The organism is Kitasatospora sp. SolWspMP-SS2h, from assembly GCF_003259315.1.
Lineage (GTDB): Bacteria > Actinomycetota > Actinomycetes > Streptomycetales > Streptomycetaceae > Kitasatospora > Kitasatospora fiedleri.
Genome location: NZ_QLLT01000032.1, coordinates 1 through 19,547 on the forward strand (window position 1 = coordinate 1; position 19,547 = coordinate 19,547).

The window sequence follows — 19,547 nt, forward strand, 5'->3', positions numbered from 1 at the left end:
CCCGGCGGACGGAACGACCGGCACCGGAAAAAGCGCCATCCGCCGCCGCCCCACGCCGTGAAATCCAGGACCGCCGGAGAACACCGCAGAACACCGCACACGGGCGCAGCACCACCCGGCCCGGCGGCAAGTCAACGAAATCCAGGAGCGGCGCGGACAGTGGAATCCGGGGCCGGTCCCCGAAACCCCCCACAACGCCGCACGGGACGGCACGGGGCCGGGCAGGGCGGCCAGCGGGACGGCACGGGACGGCACGGGACGGCACGGGACGGCACGGGACGGCACGGGGCCGGGAGGGAGCAGGCCCGGCGGGGCGGGACGCCGGGCAGGGCGGGACGCCGGGCAGGGCGGCCAGCGGGACGGGGCGGCCAGCGGGACGGGGCGCAGCCGGGCACCACCACCACCTGGTCCCCCAGCTCCTCCAACTCCTCCACCACCTGGTCCTCCAGCTCCTGCTCCTGGTCCTCCCGGTCGAGCGGGCGGCCTACGGCCGCGCGGGGGTGCCGGCCTGACGGCCGCACCGGCGGGCGTGCGGGGGGCCGGGGCCTGACGACCCCGCAGCGGGACGGCGGGCGTGCCGTGGCGGCGGGCGGCGGTCGACGGCAGGCGGCGGGGCGGTCGACGGCAGGCGGCGAGGGGGCCGGGGGGCGCGGGGCCTGACGGCCCGGCAGCGGGACGGTGGCCGGCCGGTACGGGCCAATGGTGGGCGGTACCGGCCCGGGACGGCAGACGGGGCCGTGGCAGCGGGCAGCGGCGGGCGGCAGCGGCCCCGGGGACGGCGGCCAGGAGCAGCTGCCCGACACCGCACCCGGCACACCGTCAACGCGGCGGCAGCTCGGCGGCGGCGGCCCCGGGCGGGAACGGCCGGCGGCCCGGGGCGGGGATGGCAGGCGGCCCGCCGGGCCAGGGGGCAGGAGAGACAGACCTTTGACAGGCGGCCTTGACCGATTGACAAGCGATCTTGACCGGTGTCAGGGCAAGTCGCCGCCCCAGCCTTCTGGATTCGTGGCCGGGGTCCGGCCGATGTCTACCGCTGCACGGTCTTCGGCTGCTCAGCGCGATTTCGGTGCCGCGGCCCGAACCGTTCGATCAAGGCCAGAAGCAGATCGACCGCGCCGCCCACCACGAGCGCCGCCAGCACCAACCGCTGCCAAAGAGGCGCGTCTCCCAGCAGCGCCCACACCGCGCCCGCCACCACGACGACAGCACGCCACCACAACGCCCGCTTCCACCAGCCGAACACCACACCCCCAAGCCCGCAAGAACCCTGACGACCGCGCACTCTACGCACCGGTCAAGATCGCCTGTCAATCGGTCAGGGTCGCCTGTCAGAGGACAGCAGGAGAACCAGATGGAACCAGATGGAGACAGATGACACGCGCAACACTCCCACCTGTGCAAACAGGCCTCCCATGACACACATGACACAGATAGACCGGGGCGAAACGGACACCCGTCCATGGCCGCCCGGCCACCTGTGTACGGCCGCCCGGCACGACAACGCACCCCGGCAGGGCCAGGAGCAGCAGACGGCGGGCGGCGGTCGACGACAGGCGGCGGCCAGGCGCAGCGGGCCCGGTACGGCGGGCGGCGGTCGGCAACCCGGCCACCCGACGACAGCCCGGCCCCGGACGGCAGGCGGGCGGCGCCGGTCGGCGACGGGGTGCGGTCGGCGGGCAGCAGCGGGCGGCGGGCGGCGAGGCGCGGGGCCGTGTCCCAGCCCTGTCCCAGCCCCACACGCGAAACACTCCCACCAGGGAAAACAGCCTGAGACCGTCCCAGCAAAACGGACATAACCGGCGTGCTGAGACACCGGTGGGACACGCCTGGCACAAGCCGGTACGAGCCGAATCAACTCCGAGACGACCACTGCCGCAGGAGAGCGCCGTCGTGGATGATGTCGGCATGACGAACCGTATCAGCGCCCTGGTCTCCATATCAGGCGCCGTCGCCAGCGTGTTCCTGCTCCTCGCGGCGATCAGGCAGTACCGATCCGGAGGATCGGCGCTCTGGCTCGCGGCCGGTGTCACGATCCTTCTCTGCGCCCTGTTCGCCGTCGTCCGGGACGTGAAACGACTCCGGGCAGAACCGACCACCTGACGGGACCACAGCAGCCGAAGGAAGGACCGCGGCGGGGTGCGGAGCCGTGCCCCAACCCCGCCCCAGCCCGCAGCCGAAAACACCACCACCAGGGGATACGGCCTGAGACCGTCCCAGCAAAACGGACATACCCGGCGTGCTGAGACACCCGTGGGACACCCCTGGGACAAGCCCTGCCCCGGCCCGGGCCGGGACAGGGACGGCAGCGGACGACAGCCGGCACCACCGCCAGCACGACGGCCAGGCGCAGCCGCACCCAACCCGGCCGAACGGCGGAAAGGCGGCGGCGGGCCGGAGCCGGACGGCGGCGGACGGCGGCGGACGGGGCGGGACGACGACCAGGCGCAGCCGCACCGGGCCGGGAACGGCGGCCAGCGCACGGCCCGGGACCGATGGTGGCCGGGCCGGCCCCGGCGGCGGAAAGCATCCCCCGCTGGCACCACCCCGCACGGCCCAGAGCCGGGGACGATGACCACCCGCACGGGCACCGGCAGCGACCCGAGCACGCACCCGCGTCACCGCACCAATCCCCGGCAAACCCGACCCGCGGACGCTACGACCACCCCGGCTTGTCGCGGGATGGCGGTCCGGCTGTTGCAGAGGCGAGGGCGTCGGCGATGGTGGCGTGGACGGTGAAGGCACCGGTGCGGCCGGTCAGGTCCAGCAGGCGCAGTACCGGGGCGCTGGGTGCGATCAGTGCGAGTGCGGCGTGGTGGTGCTGGGCTTCTTCCTGGGCGCGGGTGAGGAGGTTGAGACCGCAGCAGGCGAAGAAGGTGACGTCCGCCAGCATCAGGGCGAGCCGGTCGTAGGGGTGCCGGGCGGCGCGGGCGAGGGCGGCGCGCGCCGCGGGTTCGGTGTCCATGTCCACTTCGCCGGCGAGGTGGAGCAGCGCGGTGGTGCCCAGGCGGGCGGCATGAACGGTGAACGGCGCTGCGCCCGCGGAGGCGGGGCGGGGGGTTATGTCCGTAGGGAAGGTGTGCGGGCAGGCGGCAATCGGCTGGGCGGGCATGGGAGGTCTCCTCATCCCGCCGGAACCCGCACGCCCGAAGACGGAGGATCCACGCCGTGACGGCCGTGCCCGGGAGGGATTCCCAGAAGCGGAGGCTGCGAACGGCGGGCCGACAGCCCCGATCCGGCGGAAAGCGGCTGACACCCCCGACCCTACGCCCTGGCGTCCACCGGCATCCTCGACAACCCGGCCGGCCGAAGCCACCGGCCAACCGGTCAAAGCCACCTGCCAGAAGACAGCCGTGGCGGACACACATGGAGACAGATGCCGCGCGAAACACTCCCACCAGGGAAAACACGCCTCCCATGACACACATGACACAGATAGACCAGGGCGAAACGGACACCCGTCCACGGCCACCCGGCAACCTGTGCACGGCCACCCGACACGACAACACACCCCGGCAGGGCCAGGAACAGCAGACGGCAGCGGGCAGCGGCGGGCAGCGGCCAGGCGCAGCGGGCCCGGCTGCGGCGGGCGGCGGGCGACAGCCGGCGGGCGGCGGGTGACCTTGACCGCCTAGTTCAGGACGCCGAGGTCCCCGCAGCGGCATCATCGGCCGGTCGGCCGGCCTGTCGGTTCTGCGGAAGCGAGGCGCGAAGTCGGCCGATCGCCCGGAGGATCTCCTGGCAGTGTCCGGCCGACTTCATCCAGCTCGGCAACCGTTCCACCAGGCTCATCGAGCGGGGTGCTACAGCACGCTCGCGCAGCTTGGCGGCGATGCAGTTCTCCAGCAGGTCGAGATGGGCGGGGTTGTACGCCCAGAGCTGCCGTCCGCCGCGGCACTCGGTGGCCAGCCAGAGGGGCAGCCGGAAGTAGGGGTCGAGGGGGCCGCCGAGCACCTGGCCGGCCCGGACCTCGTCCTTGGTGTGTCCGCAGCTGCACCGCAGCCGTCGGCGGGCGTACTTCCGGCGGTCGGCCCAACAGTCCTCCTCCTGCTCCTGCCCCAGCTGCGCGAGGACGAGGGCGCAGCCCCCGCACGCCGGGCAGCGAACGAGTACCTCGCCGGTGAACTCGTGCACCGTGAAACCCGGGTCGGTGAAACGGCCCCCCATCACGTCCTCCACGTCGCCGGTTGGCTTGCGCCGCGATCATCTCACCCTGGCGACAGGGCGCGGCGGGCAGGCACCAGTGACCAGAGCGGGCAGTCAAGATCGCTTGTCAATCGGTTAAGGTCACCTGTCAAAGGTCAGGCCGACGGTCGGCGGGGCCGTGTCCCAGCCCCGTCCCAGCCCCGCACGCGAAACACTCCCACTAGGAAAAACGACCTGAGACCGTCCCAGCAAAACGGACATACCCGGCGTACTGAGACACCCCTGGGACAACGGTGGGACAACCCACGCCCGGCCGGGCCGGCACCGGACGGCGGCGGACCGGGCAGCGGCGGGACGGCAGCCGGACGCGGCCGGACGACGGCGACGTCCTGGCGGGAGGCCGGCGGGGAGGCGGCCGGACGCGGCCGGACGCGGCCGAGCGAGACGGGGCGGCGGGCCGGACGGAGCCGGCCCGAGGCACCGGGGCACCGGGGCACCGGGGCGCGGGGGCACCGGGACGGGCGGACGCGGCCGAGCGGGACAGCGGCCCGGACAGGACGGCGGACCGGATGCCGACACAGCGACGCCCTGGCGGCCGACGACAGGCGGCAGGCGGGGCGGCAGGGAGCAGCCCGGCCACCACCGGAATACCCCGGCGAACCCGACCCGCGAATTCACGACCCCACCGAAACAGCCCCAACCGGCGGCAATCCCGACCGAATCGGCAAGGAAAGGCCAGGCGGAAACCGGCGGCATTCCCGACAGGCCGTCGATTCACCGCAGCACCCCGAAACAGCCCCAACCCCCGGAGCCCCCGCCCGACCCGGCGCGGCGGCCACATCCCGTGACCGGAACCCGCACACCCCGGACTGCCACCCCAGCGCCCGACACCACCCCGCCACCCACCCGAAATGGTCCACTGAACACCGCTACCAGCCCCCGAAACCCCACCAGGTCACACACACGGCGGCGGGCCAGGCCGAGCCGGGACAGGCCGGCCCGCACCGGGACGGGCAGGACCGGGGCCGCCGGACGGGGCCGGACGGGGCCGGCCGCGGGCGGTGGGCGGCGGGCGGCGGGCGGACCAGCCGGCTGGACCGGCAGCACTCAGGCCCAGCAGCGGGCGCGGACGGCGGCGGGCGGCGGGCGGACCGGACGGGGCCGTCACCGGTCATTTCCAGGCGATCTCGGGAGACGCCCCGAGGAGCTCAGCAGTCACACGGAGTAGTCACACCGCATAAGCTGGACCAGAACCCCAGTGCCCGACACCAGGTGTTCACGACTTCGGGAGGTATCTGAGCCGTCCCGGGAGATCGGAACGGCCTGCCTTCCCGGACGCGTCCGGCGAAGGTGATCCTCAGGCGTTCTGCTGTCGGGCGAAGGGCCCGCACAGGGCTGCCCATTGCAGGAGCAGGATGGTCTTGCCGTCGGTGATGCGTCCGTCGCGGGTCATGGCGAGGGCCTCGGCAAAGGGAAGTTCGAGGACTTCGATGTCCTCGCCCTCTTCCTCGAGTCCTCCACCCGTGCCGGTCCGGTCGGCCGGAGTGTAGGGGGCGGCGAAGAAGTGGAGGCGCTCGGTGACGGAGCCCGGGCTCATGTAGGCGTCGAGCACGTGGGTGAGGGGGCCGAGTCCGATGCCGAGTTCTTCGGCGCTCTCGCGGCGGATCGCGGTGTGCGGGTCCTGCGCGTCGAGCAGCCCGGCCGCCGCCTCGATGAGCATGCCGTCGGGGTGGCCGTTCACGTAGGCCGGGTAGCGGAACTGGCGGGTGAGCAGGACGCGGCCGCGTTCGGTGTCGTAGGGCAGGACGACGGCGCCGTTGCCGCGGTCGTAGGTCTCGCGCTGCTGGGTTTCCCACCGTCCGTCGCGGCGCCGGTAGACGAAAGTGGTGCGGCGCAGGACGTGCCAGCCCTGGGAGGTGAGTTCGACGTCGCGTATCCGGACGTCGGGGTTGCGGTCGAGGTCGCGTCCGGCGAGGTGGAGACCGGTGCGTCCGCGGTGATCGGGGGTGTCGACGCCCGGGCCGCTCGTCACGCGGTCTCCTGTGGGGTGCGACGCGGGAGCTCGGTGACGTCGTGGTAGACGGGCAGGCCGCGGCGGCGGGCGGTGGCGACGTCCTGGTCGGCGCCGGCGGATTCGCCCGGCAGGCACAGCACCGCGTCGCAATGGGCGAGCAGCCGGTCGGCGGTCGGGTAGAGCACCTGGTCGGCGAGGGGGTCGGTGGGACCCGCGTCGGCGGAGCGAAGGACGGGCAGGGCGATCCACTCGCCGATCACCGGGAGGTGTCCGGCTGCGAAGATGGGCCAGGCCGCGGATTCCAGGCGGGTGAGGTTGGCGGCCATGGCCTGCGGGTCGCCGTCAGTGCCGGAACGGTAGGGGCCTGCGATGAGGATGAGCAGTGGCTTGGCGGTCATGGCGACTAAGATACATGCAAAAACGTGCAATAACAGGAAGGAACGTGAATGCTGGCTGCTGAACGACGTGAGCACCTGCTCGATCTGCTCGCCCGCACGGGAAAGGTCGTGGCCAAGGACGTCGCCGCCGAACTGGGTATTTCCGAGGACAGCGTGCGGCGCGACCTTCGCGATCTCGCCGCCGAGGGATTGTGCCAACGCGTGTACGGCGGCGCGCTGCCCGCCTCTCCCGCCGTGGTGGACTACGACGCCCGGCAGGCAGTGGCCCCGGGCGGCAAGCGGAAGGTCGCCTCGTTGGCCGCCGCACTGGTACAGCCGGGCAGCTCGGTGATCCTCGACGGCGGCACCACCGCCCTCGCCGTGGCGCGGGCTCTCCCGAAGGACCTCACCTGCACGGTGATCACCCACAGCCCGACGATCGCCACGGCACTGATCGACCACCCGCGGGCGGAGCTATTCCTCCTCGGAGGGCGCGTCTTCAAGCACTCGGCGGTCACCTGCGGCGCGGCCGCGGTCGAGGCCGCGCAGAACGTCTCCGCCGACCTGTGCCTGCTCGGCGTCACCGGCGTCCACCCCGAGGCCGGACTGACCACGGGCGACGCCGAGGAGGCGGCAATGAAGCGCGCCCTGTCAGCGCGGGCCGCGGACACCTACATCCTCGCCTCCAGCGAGAAGATCGGAACAGCCTCGCCCTACCGCGTCCTGCCATGGGAGAAGACCACCGGGCTGATCACCGACGCCGATCCCCACGGCACGGTGATCGAGCAGCTGAGGACACTCGGCGTAAAGGTCCTCACAGCCTGACGAGAGCCGGCTGAGTCAGTTCCTGCTGATGTGAGGACGATTCGGGCGTGACGAGTTCCATGAACGAGGTTCTGACGAGGTCGTACGCTGCCGCCCAGCGACTCGGCGACCGGCTTCTCCAGTGCGATGCGACCTCCGCGCACGGGCTCCCTGACGGTATCCGGGCCTACGCCCTCCTCGACGGCATCGGGGACACCCCGGACGTCCGCGCCTGGACACGGGCGGCCGCCCGGCGGCTGGCCCGTGCGGCCGCCGTGCACGCGGACGCGGAGACCGGCCCGCGTACCGAGCGGGCGCGCTACGCCGCCGACCCCGCCCGTGCCGACCGCGATCACACCCTGCCCGAAGCCGCGGCCGTCGTCGCGGTCCACGCCCCCGGTGGCCTGCTGTCCGTCGCCTGGTCCGGTGGCGCCCGCGCCTACCTCCTCCTCGACGGGCGCCTGCGTCTGCTCACCGAAGACCACAACGCCCGGCGCGCCTACGGCAGAGACCGGAACCTGATCACCGCCTGCCTCAGGGGAAGTGACGACGATCAGGAGACCGAGCAGCTCTGGGGCCATCCGGCCGTCGAGGCCCTACGCGGCCCGGCCCGGCCCGCGTGTCCGCTCCTCGCATCCGACGGCGCCTACGAACCCCTTGAGGACGCCGGCCACGACCTCGCCGACCACCTGACCGGCGAACCCCACAACGCCGCTGAACGCCTGGTCGGGAACGCCATCCGGCACGCGCACGCGCTCCCCACCGCCTACGCGGACAACGCCACCGTCCTCATCACACGACTCTGAACCCCCCAACCACCCGGCAGCAGGGCGACTTCGCGACCGCTTCGGGCGCGGCGGGTTCTACCGGAGGCCAAGCACACCGCCGTCCGGCACCCCGCCACCGGCCGGTGGACCAAGCCCAGCGACTGGATCGACGTCTTCGTCTTCGAGATCGAGGGCAACCTGCTGCTGCTCGGCTACACCCCCGCACCCCACACGCCTCAGGACGGCCAGCACGAACCGCCCAGGCAGCCGCGCCGACCCGAACCCGGCCGACCCGGGCGACGAGGGCCTGCATCGAACAGGGCCGGGATCAGAGGTCGCCGGCGAGCCGGGCCGAGACGGTGAGGAGGAACAGCCGCCCGGCCTCGGCCGCGGGCCGAAAGTCGAAGACGCCGGTGAACGGACCGGTCACCAGCAGCAGGGTGCGGTGGTCGCGCAGGCGGCGGCGCCAGTGGCGGTCCGCGCCGACCTCGCCGTCGAACCAGACCGTCGCGCCGGGGCGGTGGAGGGTCAGGCGGTAGTCGTCCAGGACCGCCGACCAGCCCGGTCGCGGTCCGGCGGCCAGGCCGAGTCCGGTGGTGCGGTCCGCCCAGCCGTCCCCGGCGAAAACCGGGCGGTCGGGGGCGGCGGGCAGGACCAGGGCCGCACGCCCGTCGGGCATCAACTCCGGCCAGGGCCGCCCGCGCAGGCCGCTGCCGCTGATCATCTCCACACCCGTGCAGTTCCCCCCGCCCGAACCGCTCACCCCACCGCCCCAGGGACAACACCACCAGACAGGAAACAGCACCGGGAAGGACGGCAACCTCCAAGCCGGCCGCCCGACTGTCAGGGTCGTCCTGACAGGCGGGTAGCGGACGGGGTCCGTGTCCGGCGGGGTTCACCAACCCGGCCCGTGCTGCCGCTCTCCCGACCTCGCCGGACCGGGGAGGAGTTGGGAAGGCATGGACTCCCTCCCCGCCCCCGGTCCGGTCACCCTCGTCCAGCACCCCGACGAGGAACAGCGCCAGGCCCTGCGCCTCGACCACCAGGACACCCCGTACGAGACGGACGAGCGCGAGCAGCGGGCGCTGGCGCGGGCCGCCGAAGCCGGACGGGCGGCCGCCCGCTGGGTGCGGGAACTGGCCGGGCGCCAGGGCGAGCACACGCACGCCCAGGCGCTGCTGAACGCCGCCGAGGCGGTGGAGGCCGCCAGCGGGACGGCGATCGTGCCAGGTGGCCAAGGCGTGCCGGGCGAGGAGGGCGGGGCGCCGGGCACCGACCACCGGCAGGCACTGCTACCCGGCGTGCTGCTCGGCCCCGTCCACCACACCCAGGACGTCGAGACACTACCCGCCCTGACCGGCACCGAACGCCTGGACCTGGTCGCGGCATGCACGCTCGCCGCCGCCATGCCCTCCACCACCCTCGGCTACTACCCACTCGAACTCGAAGCCCTGACGGGCGCTCTGGAGGCCGCTGTGCGCTCCGGACGGGGGATCCTGACCGGCCACCGGGTCCGGCAGCGCTAAAGGGCCCGCCGGAGGCTCCGGGGTGCCCTTCGCGTCGGTCGGCGACCGGGTCGGCCGGTGGCACTCACCCATCACTCACTCGCCCCGTGGACGGACGCCCGTAGCTGCTCACGGCCGTGAGGGCATGCTTTCCGGGGCCGAGTGAGTGGCGGGTGAGTAGCCGTCACCAGCGCCCGGCCGCCGGGCGGGGAGGAGGCCGGAGATGTGGCCACCAGGCAGGAGCCCGCGCTACCGCCAGTGCGGCGAGCCGGTGCGATCGGCGGCGGGGCAGCGGTGTGCCGCCGCACCCGCAAACCCACCGCCGACCCCGAGACGGGGGCAGCACCCGCCACGGCGCCGAACTGCTCTTGTATGTCCTTACCGAGCGCGAGCCGAAGCCCTCGGGCGTGGATGGCCCACCAGCAAAGCTGGTGGGCCATCCACGCCCGAGCCCAAATTTACTTACATGAGATTCCCGCTCCGCTTGTCACGCCCGACTTCGATCACTCCTCGCACCATTGCCGCGATACCGACAATTACGATAAATACGGAAATCCATACGCAGAGCTTCGGATAGTGCGCTACGGCAAACCAGACGAAGATCATAGACCCCATGATGATCGAACTCGCCGACCATTTAATTCGAGTAGTTCCCCGTATTTTTTTATTCATCTTTTCGCCTTTCTTGCCACAGCGAAGTGAGCTTTCCTGCGACGCCTCCCAAAACCCCCCAGACTGCGCATGACTCCAAGCCCCCCTTCACGGATCCCGAACTCAGATACTCACTCATAAAACCAGCGGAGCACCCGCCGACGGCACCTGCAGCAACCGGATTACCGGTGAGGGCGAAGACTGCTACAGCAGATACCGCGCCGACAGTTGCAGAGGCCAGGTTCGCGGCCAAGTCGAATGTGCCGTTAGGCTCGGCGTGGTTGACAGGGTCGCCCGCGGCGTAGGCGTAGGTGCTGGTCTCGCGACCGGAGAGGTCGGGTTGGGTGAAGCGGCCCAGGGCGGGGTCGCAGGAGCGGGCGCCCAGCTTGTAGAGGCCGGTGGGGTCGAGGTAGGCGCCGGTGTAGCGCCAGGGCCGGGCTACGCTCTCGGTGGTGGTGCGGGCGGTGCCGTAGGGGGTGTAGGTGTAGAGGTCCGACGATTCTTCCGCCGTCCACAGAAGCAGCCGCACATCGTCCGCGGCTACTTCCATGGCCCGTACGCCCGCTACATCACCGAGGTGCCAGGAATTTAGCGTTTCGGGTCAATACATCACCTAATCAAGTTCAGAAGCAGTGATTCGAGGATAATGCGCCGCGAGGGGGTCGGCTGCAGCCAACCCCCTCACTTCTTCCAGAAATGGACCAAATATAAGGATTTCACCTTTTTTGAAGTCCATTGAGAAGATTTTTAGCGCTGATTCTGCTTGCGCTCTTTACGGCGGAGGAAGAAATCGTTAGCCGCTGAAGATCGAGACCATTTGGAGAGAATCATCAACGCAACCGCCCCCACAATGGCAAGAATAATCCAGATGGTAGACATGGAGATCCTTTCATATAAGGGCGCCGATGATGTCGCCCAAATCCTTGAGCGCACTGACTGTATTAATTGCGTCGCCAGCGCCTTCATCCATGTAGTCACCGACCAGGTCGGTGGCCACATCTGATGCGCAGCCGATTCCGAAAGAAACTGCCGCACCGATACCAGTTTCGGTGACCCCGGTCGCAAGGCCTATGCCAGCTGCCATGCCGCCGCCCTTAACACAGCTAAGAGCGTAACTACCTGCCGAGGAAAGGCCGTTGGGGTCGGTGTGGTTGACGGGGTCGCCTGCGGTGTAGGCGTAGGGGTTGGTCTCGCGGCCGGAGGGGTCGGGTTGGGTGAAGCGGCCCAGGGCGGGGTCGTAGGAGCGGGCGCCCATCTTGTAGAGGCCGGTGGGGTCGAGGTAGGCGCCGGTGTAGCGCCAGGGCTGGGCGACGGTCTCGGTGGTGGTGCGGGCGGTGCCGTAGGGGGTGTAGGTGCAGGCGCCGACCTGCCCGAGATTCAGATCGCGCTCTGGTCCGGGATGCACAATTAGGTGCTGGTTGGAGCGCTACTGAACCTTCACCCACTGGAGGCAGCCCACAGAACCGGCAGTGCGCGAGGCGCCTAAATTAAACTAGGAGCCTCGCGCACTCTCGACCCGCGCCCGATCTTTAAAGATTTACGTCAAATCATTTTCTCCGATCCGATATGGAATGCGCACCCCATGATGCGAAGAGAACCACTGCGGCGACCGCGACTGTGCATAGAATCGCCTCCCATGCGGCGATGTTTGCCTGCCAGATGAAAATCATTACCATCATAATCGCCAGCATGGCAAGAAGCCAGAGAGCGAACCTTGCTGCGCCGTTTTTTACCATGCGATGGATTCCTTCCTTATCGCAGCCACACCACGGGCCAACGGGCGGCCGACTGCTCAGAAACCAGGAACGAAGGGCGCCAGCAAGCCCGCGCCCACTCCCGCTTCGAGATATCCTTCAGGGTCGAGTCCGAGCATTGCGGCTGTACCACCCGCTGCAGCGCCTCCCCACAGGCCAGCGGTAACGCTGCCGGCCAGAGCGCATCCGATTCCCGCAGTTCCGGCACATGCGGGAGCGATGATGGCCGCTGCACCGGCGACTGCGAGCACACCCGCGACACCGACGACCACGTCCTTCCACGCGAACAAGCCGTTGGGGTCGGTGTGGTTGACGGGGTCGCCCGCGGTGTAGGCGTAGGTGTTGGTCTCGCGGCCCGACGGGTCGGGTTGGGTGAAGCGGCCCAAGGCAGGGTCGTAGGAGCGGGCGCCCAGCTTGTAGATAACTGTGGGATCGAGAGGAATTCCAGCTTGACAAGGGGGAACCATAGCAAACTCCACCGCAGCGCGAAATCGACGATAAAGAGCACTGGCCGGCCGGATACTGTCGACATCCATGGTGAGAACAAATACTAAATGCAACAGCGCTTGCGTGGCGGATTATCTAAGCCCACCACGCAAGCGCCATCCCATGCACTTTAAACCATAATGCCAAAAACCAGACTCGCCATGAGCAAGACGGCCGCAGTCAATGCAGCCACTCTATACACCTTCCCAGCGTCTCTGCGTTCTGAATTCTTTATGGAAAGAATGAAAAATATTGCCATAGCCGCCCCGCACCCAATGATGAGCGCATAGGCCAGAGTCTGCATCTTATTTCCCTCCTAGCAATTTTCAGAGAACAGGCATGCCGCGCCCTCGACTGCCAAAGCGATACCGATCGCTCCACCGATGCCCGCCGAGACGCCGATGACGACCGGTGAAGTTGCGACAAGTCCTACGATTCCAGCTACCGCACCGACGGTTCCCAAGGCGAAGTTCACATATTCCAGCGGGGAATTTTCCAGGCCGTTGGGGTCGGTGTGGTTGACGGGGTCGCCCGCGGTGTAGGCGTAGGCGTTGGTCTCGCGGCCGGAGGGGTCGGGTTGGGTGAAGCGGCCCAGGGCGGGGTCGTAGTAGCGGGCGCCCAGCTTGTAGAGGCCGGTGGGGTCGAGGTAGGCGCCGGTGTAGCGCCAGGGCTGGGCGACGCTCTCGGTGGTGGTGCGGGCGGTGCCGTAGGGGGTGTAGGTGTAGGCGTCGACCTGCTGACCGGCGGAGTTGACCACGGTGGTCACCGAGCCCTGGGCGTCGGTGAGGTAGTGGTAGGTGGCGCCGGAGCGGGTCATACCGGTGAGGGTGCCCGAGGGTTCGCGGATCATGCCGGTGAGGGTGGTGCCGGACTGGATCGCCGCGACGCCCAGGGCGGTGTTGGCGAAGTCGGTGGTGCCCAGGCGGGTGCGCTCGCCGCTGTCGGTGCCGGCGTAGGCGGCGTCCAGGTGGGTGCCGCCGGTGGTGATCCCGGCCAACTGCGTGAACTCGGACCAGGTTTCGGCGCTGCGGGCACCGGCCGGGGAGGCCGCGCCGGTCTCGTTGCCGGCGCCGTCGTAGGACCAGCCCGCGGTGGAGCCGTTCGCGGTGGTGAGTTCGCTGGCGGCGTTGTAGCCGTAGGTGGCGGTCTGGCCGGTGCAGGTGCTGGCGGAGGTGGCGGTGGTGTTGGTGGTGGTGAGGTTGCCGGCGTTGTCGTAGCAGTAGAGCCAGCCGGCGGTGCGGGTGCCGGAGGTGTTGGTCTCCACCGCGCGGGTGAGGCGGCCCAGGGTGGTGTAGGCGTAGGTGGTCTTGTTGCCCGCGTTGTCGGTGCGGGTGGCGGTCTTGGTGCCGTCGCTGCCGCCCGCGCCGGTGGTGTAGGTGTAGGCGAGCTTGGAGAGGACCGTGCCGGTGCCGCTGGTGGCGGTGATCGAGGTGGGGCGGCCGTCGTTGTCGAACGTGGTGTCCTGCTTCGCGCCGCCGGGGAACGTCGTGTTCTTGCGGTGGTTGTTGCTGTCGTAGTCGTAGGTGGTCTTCGCGCCGCCGGGTTCGGTGAGCGAGGTGAGGCGGTTGGCGTCGTCGTAGCCGTAGGTGATCGTGCCCGACGGGTCGCTGTACTCGTCGACGTTCCCGGCCGCGTCGTAGCACAGCGCCGACTCGTCGCCGGTGGTCAGCTTGCGCCACGTCTCACGGCCCAGCGGGTCGTACTTGAAGTTCGAGATGCCCGCCGCGTCGTGGCGCTGCGTCAGGTTTCCGTCCGTGTCGTAGTCCAGCTCGACACGGGAGTTGGGGGTGTCGACGACGGTGGGCCGGTCGTGCTTGTCGTACTCGTAGGTGGTCTTCAGGCCGCGCCCGTCGGTCACCGAGGCCGGGCGGCCGGCGCTGTCGTAGGTGATCGTGGTCTTGCCCAGCGGGGCGGGCGGGGTGACAGTGGTCAGGTTGCCCTGGGTGTCGTAGGCAAAGGTGGTGGTATTGCCGCCCTGGTCGGTGGCCGAGCAGCGCTGCCCCTGGAAGCCGCCGCAGGTCGGGGTGGCGGGGTTGTAGGTGTAGTCGAGGTGGGCGGCACTGCCACCGGTGGTGGTGTCCTTGGCCTGGGTGAGGTTGCCGGAGTCGTCGTAGCTGTAGGTGGTCTGGTTGCCCTGGGGGTCGGTGAGGGTGGCGGGCAGCTGGGCGCCGCCGCGGGCCGCGTAGCCGCCCAGCAGGGCGGTGGCCCCCAGCGGGAGTTTGGCGGAGGTGGGGTTGTTGCCGCTCCAGCCGAAGGTCGTGGTGTTGCCCGGGGTCGTGCCCACGCCGAGGGCGTCGGTGGCGGTGGCCTGGTTGTGCGAGGCGTCCCAGGTGGTGGAGCGCGAGTGGTGCAGTGCGTCCTCGACCGAGGTGCTCTGCCCGCTGCCGTCGTGGGTGTAGATGGTGTTGTGGCCGGCCGGGTCGGTGACCGTCGTCGTGCCCGCACTCCCGTTGGAGGCCGAGTACGCGTACAGGGTCGTCAGGCCGGTACTGCCACCGGCGGTGGTGATGCGGGTGACGGAGGTGACCCGGTTTCCGCTGTCGTAGGTGAAGGCAGTCGCCCGGCCCTCGGGGGTGGTGGCCTTCACCACCCGGTGGCTGGAGTCGTAGGCGTAGACGGTCGGGTGGTTCTCGGTATCGGTGACGGTCAGCACCTGCGCGCTGTCCGGGCCGCTGAACGCGTAGGAGACGGTGCGGCCGGTGCTGTCGGTGGCCTTCCACGTGTTGGTGCCCGTGGCGGTGAGGTCGATCCAGCGGCCCGAGCGGGCGTCGGTGGCCCTGAACCCGGTGATGGAGCCGTTGGTGTCGGTGTGCTGGGCGACGTTGACCGCGTCGCCGTTGCGGTCGGTGATCGACGCCAGGCTGCCGGAGGCGTTGTAGGTCTCCTTCGTGCCGTCCTTGCGGTGCAGCAGCGTCCAGGTGCCGCCCGCGTTGTGGGTCAGCGAGACGTCGTAGCCGGTGGCCACCTGGTAGGTGCCGTCGGCGTTCGCGCCGAAGGTGACGGCCTCCCCCGACTGCCCGTAGGCGACCACGCTGGTGGCGGACGACACCAGGTAGCGGTCGAAACCGGCGAACCAACCGTGGCCCAGCGGCCCGGACGGGCTCGCGGTCGAGTTGAAGCTGCGAGTCAACTGCAGGCGCTGGCCCACCGCCGCCAGGTCCAGGTCTGTGGCGGCCAGCAGTAGGTTCCCGGTCGCCAGGTTCACCTTCGCCACCAGCGCGTCGTGCAGGCGCACCGACGTGTAGGTGTTCCACGGGATCTCGCCCTGCCCCGAGCCCGCCACCGCCTGCGAGGACAGGGCGCCCTGCGGCGAGGCGGAGCGCTGCGCCGACGCCGGAGCGCCGACGGGGTTCGAGGGCTGCGAAGCCGGCGCGGTGGTCACCCCCACCGGGACCGCCGGAACGGCCAGCGCCGCACCCGAACCCCACCCCGACGGCGCCGCCGGCGCCGCCGGCGCCGCCCAGGAAACCCCCGGCACCAACGCCCCGGCCACCGCCAGCACCACTGCCACCGCACTGGAACGAGCATGCCGAAGCGACGTGCTCCGGGCACGTGAAGAACGCATCTTCCCCCCAAGGAAGACATCCACCGACCCCGACGGCCGGCGAGCCGCACGAACGTTCCCACACACACCGACCCGGAAAGAGGCCCCCGTCTACCCACGAACTTCCCTACCAGGCACCCGAAACCGGCCAACTCCCACCGACGCCCGAAACACCACCAACCACCCACCGCCGTACCGCGATCCGATCATGACCGGCACATGCCACAGGCATGACCGGTGGTGATCCGCCGCACCCCACCCGGCGCACTTCCCCGCGCCACCCCATGCGCCCCACCTACAACGTCCGGAACACACCCACCCACATCAGGCCGCGAAACCCCCGAACCCGACAAACAGGCCCCGTCCCCACCAACATCCCAGAACGCCACCACAAGAACACAACACCACCACCGAAACGGCCAGGAGCCTGCGTTCGCGATCGCGCCCTCGACACCGCCGGCTGCGACCGGCCCGGGCCCGCGCAGCCGGCGGCAGGGAGCGGTGGGAGCGGGCCCGGGCCCGCGAAGCACCCGTACCACCTCCTGCGGCAGCACCCCGCCCGGCAGGAGGGACACGAAGAGACCGAGGAAGCGACAGCACGGCACCGGCACCGGCACTGCGCCAGAACGTGACGCCCCGGCCGCCAGGCAAGGCCACCCGCCGGGGAACTACCGGGCAGCACCGTCGAAGACGCGGACGCCGCCGTCCACCGCCCTCACGGTGACCGGCCCGAACACGACAGCCATGTAGGAGGAGGCGCCCACCGGCGCCCTGTAGTACCCACCGACCCCGATCAGCCCGATCGCCAGGGCCGCGAACACGGAGGCCGTGCGCTCATCGGCGTCGATCCTCGGCCGGGCGAGCCCGGGATGCCCGTTGGCCTGCGCCCAGTCGCAGAAGCTGCGCGAGTCACGACTCACACCAGACAGCAGACTACGGTTCGCCCAAGCCCACAGCCACGTACCGGCCCGCGGAGCGAAGGTCCCCAGAACCTGCGCCGGTGCCGTGGCGGTGCAGCCGGGCGCACTCCAGGCGATGACGCCGCTCTCCTGGTCCAGGTCCCAGCGCCTGGCCGCGCCCAGCCCCCAGGAGGCGTGAACCCGATCCATCCGATCGATCAGGCCCTGGCCCCGGAGCGAAAGCACACCCAGATCAGCCCGCGCCCCCGCCCGGCCCGCACCACCCGCCCCAACTCCCCCTTCAGGCACATCCACACCGCGCAGTCTGTCAGACGCACGCGAACAAACACAGTGACCCCACACCCCGGACCTACCCGACACGCCCGGAGAAAGGAGACGGCCCCGGCACAGGGCACGACCTGGCGGGGACCGGTGGCCACAGGCCGTCGCCCGCGAGCAGGAGCGCCCACGGCGAACGAGCACCGCCCGGGTGGCACCGGCCCGGGTGCAGGAAATCGTGGAGGAGCCGGGGGCGTCCTGACCCGTACCGCTGCCGCCACGCGCAACAGAGCGCGAATCATCCCCGGGCGGGCGCCGGTGACCAGGGCGCCGAGCCGGCGCGGGCCGCCGCCCTGGTGCACGAGCTGGTGGCCGGCGGGGAGTTCACGACGGCCGAGGTCCTGGACGCCGCACTCGACGCGGCCCTCGGCGCCGCACTGCTGGCGCCGACCGGCGCGAGCACGGCGTCCGACCCAGGCCTGATGGCCGAGCAGCGCCCGGCAGCCGTCCCGCACCCGGCCCCCGCGGTGACCTTGGCGGCAGCCGCCCTCGACTGAGCGCATGGCGCGCCGCGGGAACCGTCCCTCTCCTCGTCTGGACGCCTGCACCGACGGGCTGGGGCGCCCCGAGCCGCGAGGCGCCCCAGCGGGTGACCCTCCCCCCGAGGCCCAACCACGACGAAGGGATACCGGGCCGGACCATAAAACTGCCCGGGGCCACCACACCCCCACCCAACGACCACACCCCGCCGGCGGCACGAAAACCACCACAACCCGGCGTCAAGGAAGTAGCGGGCAGCCCGGCAAGCAACACCGGCCACCCGCACACATCCAGCCCCACACCCCCCACCATCAGGTCACCCGCCCTGACCGGTCGCCCGGCTCCGGCCGTCGTAGAGCGTCCCGGGCACCACGGACAACCGTGAACCAGAACGGGACGAGAACCGCAGCTGTCAAAGCGGCCAGGGCGGCTTGCGCAGCCGCGTCTGCGGGCACGGCACGCCGCCGAGGGCAGTGCGCGGGGCGGAGATGTCAGGTGGCCGTGCCGGGGGCGGTGTCGTGGATGGTGAGCAGGCTTTTCAGGCCGCTGACCTCGATGAGGTCGCGCAGGTGCGCGGGCGGTGCGGCCAGATGGACGGGGACGCTCGCGGGGCTGGTGGGGAGGCAGGGGGTGAGCAGGGCGTACAGGCCCGTGGAGTCGCAGAACGCCAGCCCGGACAGCTCCAGGACCACAGGCGGAACATCCGCGCCCTCGGCGGCGCGGGCGGCGCGGGCGGTGGCGTTGGTGATCGCGGTGGTCAGTGCGCGCTGCAGCCGCGGGACGGTATGGAAGTCCAGTTCGCCCTCCAGGCGCAGCACCCGCACCGGCGCCAGCGAATCGGAGAAGGTGATGCGCAGGGCTTGGGCGGGATCCGGCTCATGTCCGGCAGCAGCGTCTGAGGGCATGCGCGGGCGTCTTCCCCTGAGCTCGGGCGGGTATACGGCTTTGACCTAACGGGTGACGCCACGGGCCACCCCGGCCACCCCCGGGGGAAAAACGAGCGGCGCCATCGGGCTCCGGCGTGCCGCCGGCCGTCAATCCGCGCACCCTCCGGCCCACAACCCGCGTCTTCCGTTCACCCGGCGCCTTCGGCACTGCGGGTGCGCGCACAAACGCCGCCCCTACGGCATCGGACCTTGGCCGCGTGCTCGAAGCGCAGCCAGGTACCGCGGGGGCGGCGTCTGCGCGGAACCCGGACGAAGAGGTCAGCAGCGCCCACAGGACTGGGCTACAGGTTCCGCACCATCCGTATGACCCGCATGGAGCGGTGCATGCGCCCCGGCCGGGCAGCCACTCCCATACCGCCGGCCGGAGCGCGCAGTCGAAGCACATCGATGACCTCGCGGCACCCCGGTGAGCGGACCCTAGCCGCCAAGGGCGCCGATCCTGCGGGCGGGTGCGGGCTGGGGTTGTGTCTGTGGGGCTGTCGCGATGGACTACGGGCGGGGGGCCGGAGGGTCTCGGTGCAGGTCACAGGGTGCGGCAGGTCGCGCTGCTATGACGGTGGGCTGGGGCGCCCCGCAGCTCGGGGCGCCCCAGCGGGTGGCCCCTCCCTCCGAGGCCCAACTACGACGGAGGGGTGCCGGGCCGGACCAGAGGAAGGCCCGGGGCCACCACACCCCCACCCAACGACCACCCCCTGTAGGCGGCACGAAAACCGCCACAACCGGGCGTCAAGGAAGTAGCGGGCACCCGGGCAAACAACACCGGCCACCCGCACACACCCAGCCCAACAACCCACATCCCCGACCGGTCACCCGGCCCCGGCCGTCGCGGACCCGTCC

17 protein-coding genes are annotated in these 19,547 nt (G+C 70.8%); 5 read left to right on the top strand and 12 right to left on the bottom strand.

Going from position 1 to position 19,547, the window contains the following annotated elements:
* Positions 1 to 1,027 precede the first annotated feature (1,027 nt).
* Positions 1,028 to 1,246, bottom strand: coding sequence for a hypothetical protein (locus tag K353_RS33980; RefSeq protein WP_146616595.1), 219 nt, complete (start codon positions 1,244 to 1,246; stop codon positions 1,028 to 1,030).
* A 644-nt stretch (positions 1,247 to 1,890) separates the two neighbouring features.
* Here K353_RS33980 and K353_RS29130 point away from each other — a divergent pair.
* A complete protein-coding gene (locus tag K353_RS29130; RefSeq protein ID WP_233533899.1) occupies positions 1,891 to 2,100 on the top strand; it encodes a hypothetical protein in 210 nt (69 codons plus the stop codon).
* 553 nt (positions 2,101 to 2,653) lie between these two features.
* Here the strand turns inward: K353_RS29130 and K353_RS29135 are convergent.
* From K353_RS29135 to K353_RS29150, 4 genes are all read right to left on the bottom strand, one after another.
* Positions 2,654 to 3,109: an STAS domain-containing protein gene (locus K353_RS29135; RefSeq protein WP_158585506.1), complete on the bottom strand. Its 456-nt coding sequence runs from the start codon at positions 3,107 to 3,109 to the stop codon at positions 2,654 to 2,656.
* 524 nt (positions 3,110 to 3,633) lie between these two features.
* Entirely contained in the window at positions 3,634 to 4,164 is a 531-nt protein-coding gene (locus K353_RS29140; protein ID WP_111556542.1) for a hypothetical protein, read from the bottom strand.
* A 1,336-nt stretch (positions 4,165 to 5,500) separates the two neighbouring features.
* Positions 5,501 to 6,175: an NUDIX domain-containing protein gene (locus K353_RS29145; RefSeq protein WP_111556501.1), complete on the bottom strand. Its 675-nt coding sequence runs from the start codon at positions 6,173 to 6,175 to the stop codon at positions 5,501 to 5,503.
* Positions 6,172 to 6,555 carry a DUF4406 domain-containing protein gene (locus tag K353_RS29150; RefSeq protein WP_199528284.1) on the bottom strand — a complete coding sequence of 128 codons (384 nt, stop codon included), beginning with the start codon at positions 6,553 to 6,555 and terminating at the stop codon, positions 6,172 to 6,174. The genes K353_RS29145 and K353_RS29150 overlap by 4 nt, the downstream gene beginning before the upstream one ends.
* 48 nt (positions 6,556 to 6,603) lie before the next feature.
* Here K353_RS29150 and K353_RS29155 point away from each other — a divergent pair, with 48 nt between their 5' ends.
* On the top strand, positions 6,604 to 7,359 hold the full coding sequence (locus K353_RS29155) for a DeoR/GlpR family DNA-binding transcription regulator (RefSeq protein ID WP_111556502.1): 756 nt from the start codon (positions 6,604 to 6,606) through the stop codon (positions 7,357 to 7,359).
* Between the two features lie 47 nt (positions 7,360 to 7,406).
* Positions 7,407 to 8,144: a hypothetical protein gene (locus tag K353_RS29160; RefSeq protein WP_233533900.1), complete on the top strand. Its 738-nt coding sequence runs from the start codon at positions 7,407 to 7,409 to the stop codon at positions 8,142 to 8,144.
* Positions 8,145 to 8,433: 289 nt separating this feature from the next.
* Here the strand turns inward: K353_RS29160 and K353_RS29165 are convergent, their stop codons facing one another.
* Positions 8,434 to 8,829, bottom strand: coding sequence for a hypothetical protein (locus tag K353_RS29165; RefSeq protein WP_111556545.1), 396 nt, complete (start codon positions 8,827 to 8,829; stop codon positions 8,434 to 8,436).
* A gap of 235 nt (positions 8,830 to 9,064) precedes the next feature.
* On the opposite strand from K353_RS29165, the gene K353_RS29170 reads away from it, so the two are divergent.
* Positions 9,065 to 9,631 (top strand): hypothetical protein, encoded by a 567-nt coding sequence (locus K353_RS29170; RefSeq protein WP_111556503.1) that lies wholly within the window; start codon positions 9,065 to 9,067, stop codon positions 9,629 to 9,631.
* A gap of 643 nt (positions 9,632 to 10,274) precedes the next feature.
* Here the strand turns inward: K353_RS29170 and K353_RS29175 are convergent.
* From K353_RS29175 to K353_RS37325, 5 genes are all read right to left on the bottom strand, one after another.
* A complete protein-coding gene (locus K353_RS29175; RefSeq protein WP_111556504.1) occupies positions 10,275 to 10,811 on the bottom strand; it encodes an RHS repeat-associated core domain-containing protein in 537 nt (178 codons plus the stop codon).
* A gap of 339 nt (positions 10,812 to 11,150) precedes the next feature.
* The gene (locus K353_RS37320; RefSeq protein WP_370447677.1) at positions 11,151 to 11,666 is read right to left on the bottom strand and encodes an RHS repeat-associated core domain-containing protein; all 516 of its coding nucleotides are present in this window, start codon (positions 11,664 to 11,666) and stop codon (positions 11,151 to 11,153) included.
* 387 nt (positions 11,667 to 12,053) lie between these two features.
* Positions 12,054 to 12,551 carry an RHS repeat-associated core domain-containing protein gene (locus K353_RS36985; RefSeq protein ID WP_111556505.1) on the bottom strand — a complete coding sequence of 166 codons (498 nt, stop codon included), beginning with the start codon at positions 12,549 to 12,551 and terminating at the stop codon, positions 12,054 to 12,056.
* A 266-nt stretch (positions 12,552 to 12,817) separates the two neighbouring features.
* Positions 12,818 to 15,883: an RHS repeat-associated core domain-containing protein gene (locus K353_RS36990; protein WP_305000340.1), complete on the bottom strand. Its 3,066-nt coding sequence runs from the start codon at positions 15,881 to 15,883 to the stop codon at positions 12,818 to 12,820.
* 830 nt (positions 15,884 to 16,713) lie between these two features.
* Positions 16,714 to 17,427, bottom strand: a complete 714-nt coding sequence (locus tag K353_RS37325) for a DUF6882 domain-containing protein (RefSeq protein WP_370447678.1) — start codon at positions 17,425 to 17,427, stop codon at positions 16,714 to 16,716.
* A 152-nt stretch (positions 17,428 to 17,579) separates the two neighbouring features.
* Here K353_RS37325 and K353_RS29200 point away from each other — a divergent pair, with 152 nt between their 5' ends.
* On the top strand, positions 17,580 to 17,780 hold the full coding sequence (locus K353_RS29200; RefSeq protein ID WP_111556507.1) for a hypothetical protein: 201 nt from the start codon (positions 17,580 to 17,582) through the stop codon (positions 17,778 to 17,780).
* Positions 17,781 to 18,254: 474 nt separating this feature from the next.
* On the opposite strand, the gene K353_RS29205 is transcribed toward K353_RS29200, so the two are convergent.
* On the bottom strand, positions 18,255 to 18,668 hold the full coding sequence (locus tag K353_RS29205; RefSeq protein ID WP_111556508.1) for an STAS domain-containing protein: 414 nt from the start codon (positions 18,666 to 18,668) through the stop codon (positions 18,255 to 18,257).
* Positions 18,669 to 19,547: the final 879 nt, after the last annotated feature.

Bases quoted from the DNA above. Each gene is read 5' to 3' on its own strand.
- K353_RS29135 (WP_158585506.1), bottom strand. From the start codon at position 3,109: ATGCCCGCCCAGCCGATTGCCGCCTGCCCGCACACCTTCCCTACGGAC.
- K353_RS29140 (WP_111556542.1), bottom strand. From the start codon at position 4,164: ATGGGGGGCCGTTTCACCGACCCGGGTTTCACGGTGCACGAGTTCACC.
- K353_RS29150 (WP_199528284.1), bottom strand. From the start codon at position 6,555: ATGACCGCCAAGCCACTGCTCATCCTCATCGCAGGCCCCTACCGTTCC.
- K353_RS29155 (WP_111556502.1), top strand. From the start codon at position 6,604: ATGCTGGCTGCTGAACGACGTGAGCACCTGCTCGATCTGCTCGCCCGC.
- K353_RS29165 (WP_111556545.1), bottom strand. From the start codon at position 8,829: ATGATCAGCGGCAGCGGCCTGCGCGGGCGGCCCTGGCCGGAGTTGATG.
- K353_RS29170 (WP_111556503.1), top strand. From the start codon at position 9,065: ATGGACTCCCTCCCCGCCCCCGGTCCGGTCACCCTCGTCCAGCACCCC.
- K353_RS29175 (WP_111556504.1), bottom strand. From the start codon at position 10,811: ATGGAAGTAGCCGCGGACGATGTGCGGCTGCTTCTGTGGACGGCGGAA.
- K353_RS36985 (WP_111556505.1), bottom strand. From the start codon at position 12,551: ATGGATGTCGACAGTATCCGGCCGGCCAGTGCTCTTTATCGTCGATTT.
- K353_RS29205 (WP_111556508.1), bottom strand. From the start codon at position 18,668: ATGCCCTCAGACGCTGCTGCCGGACATGAGCCGGATCCCGCCCAAGCC.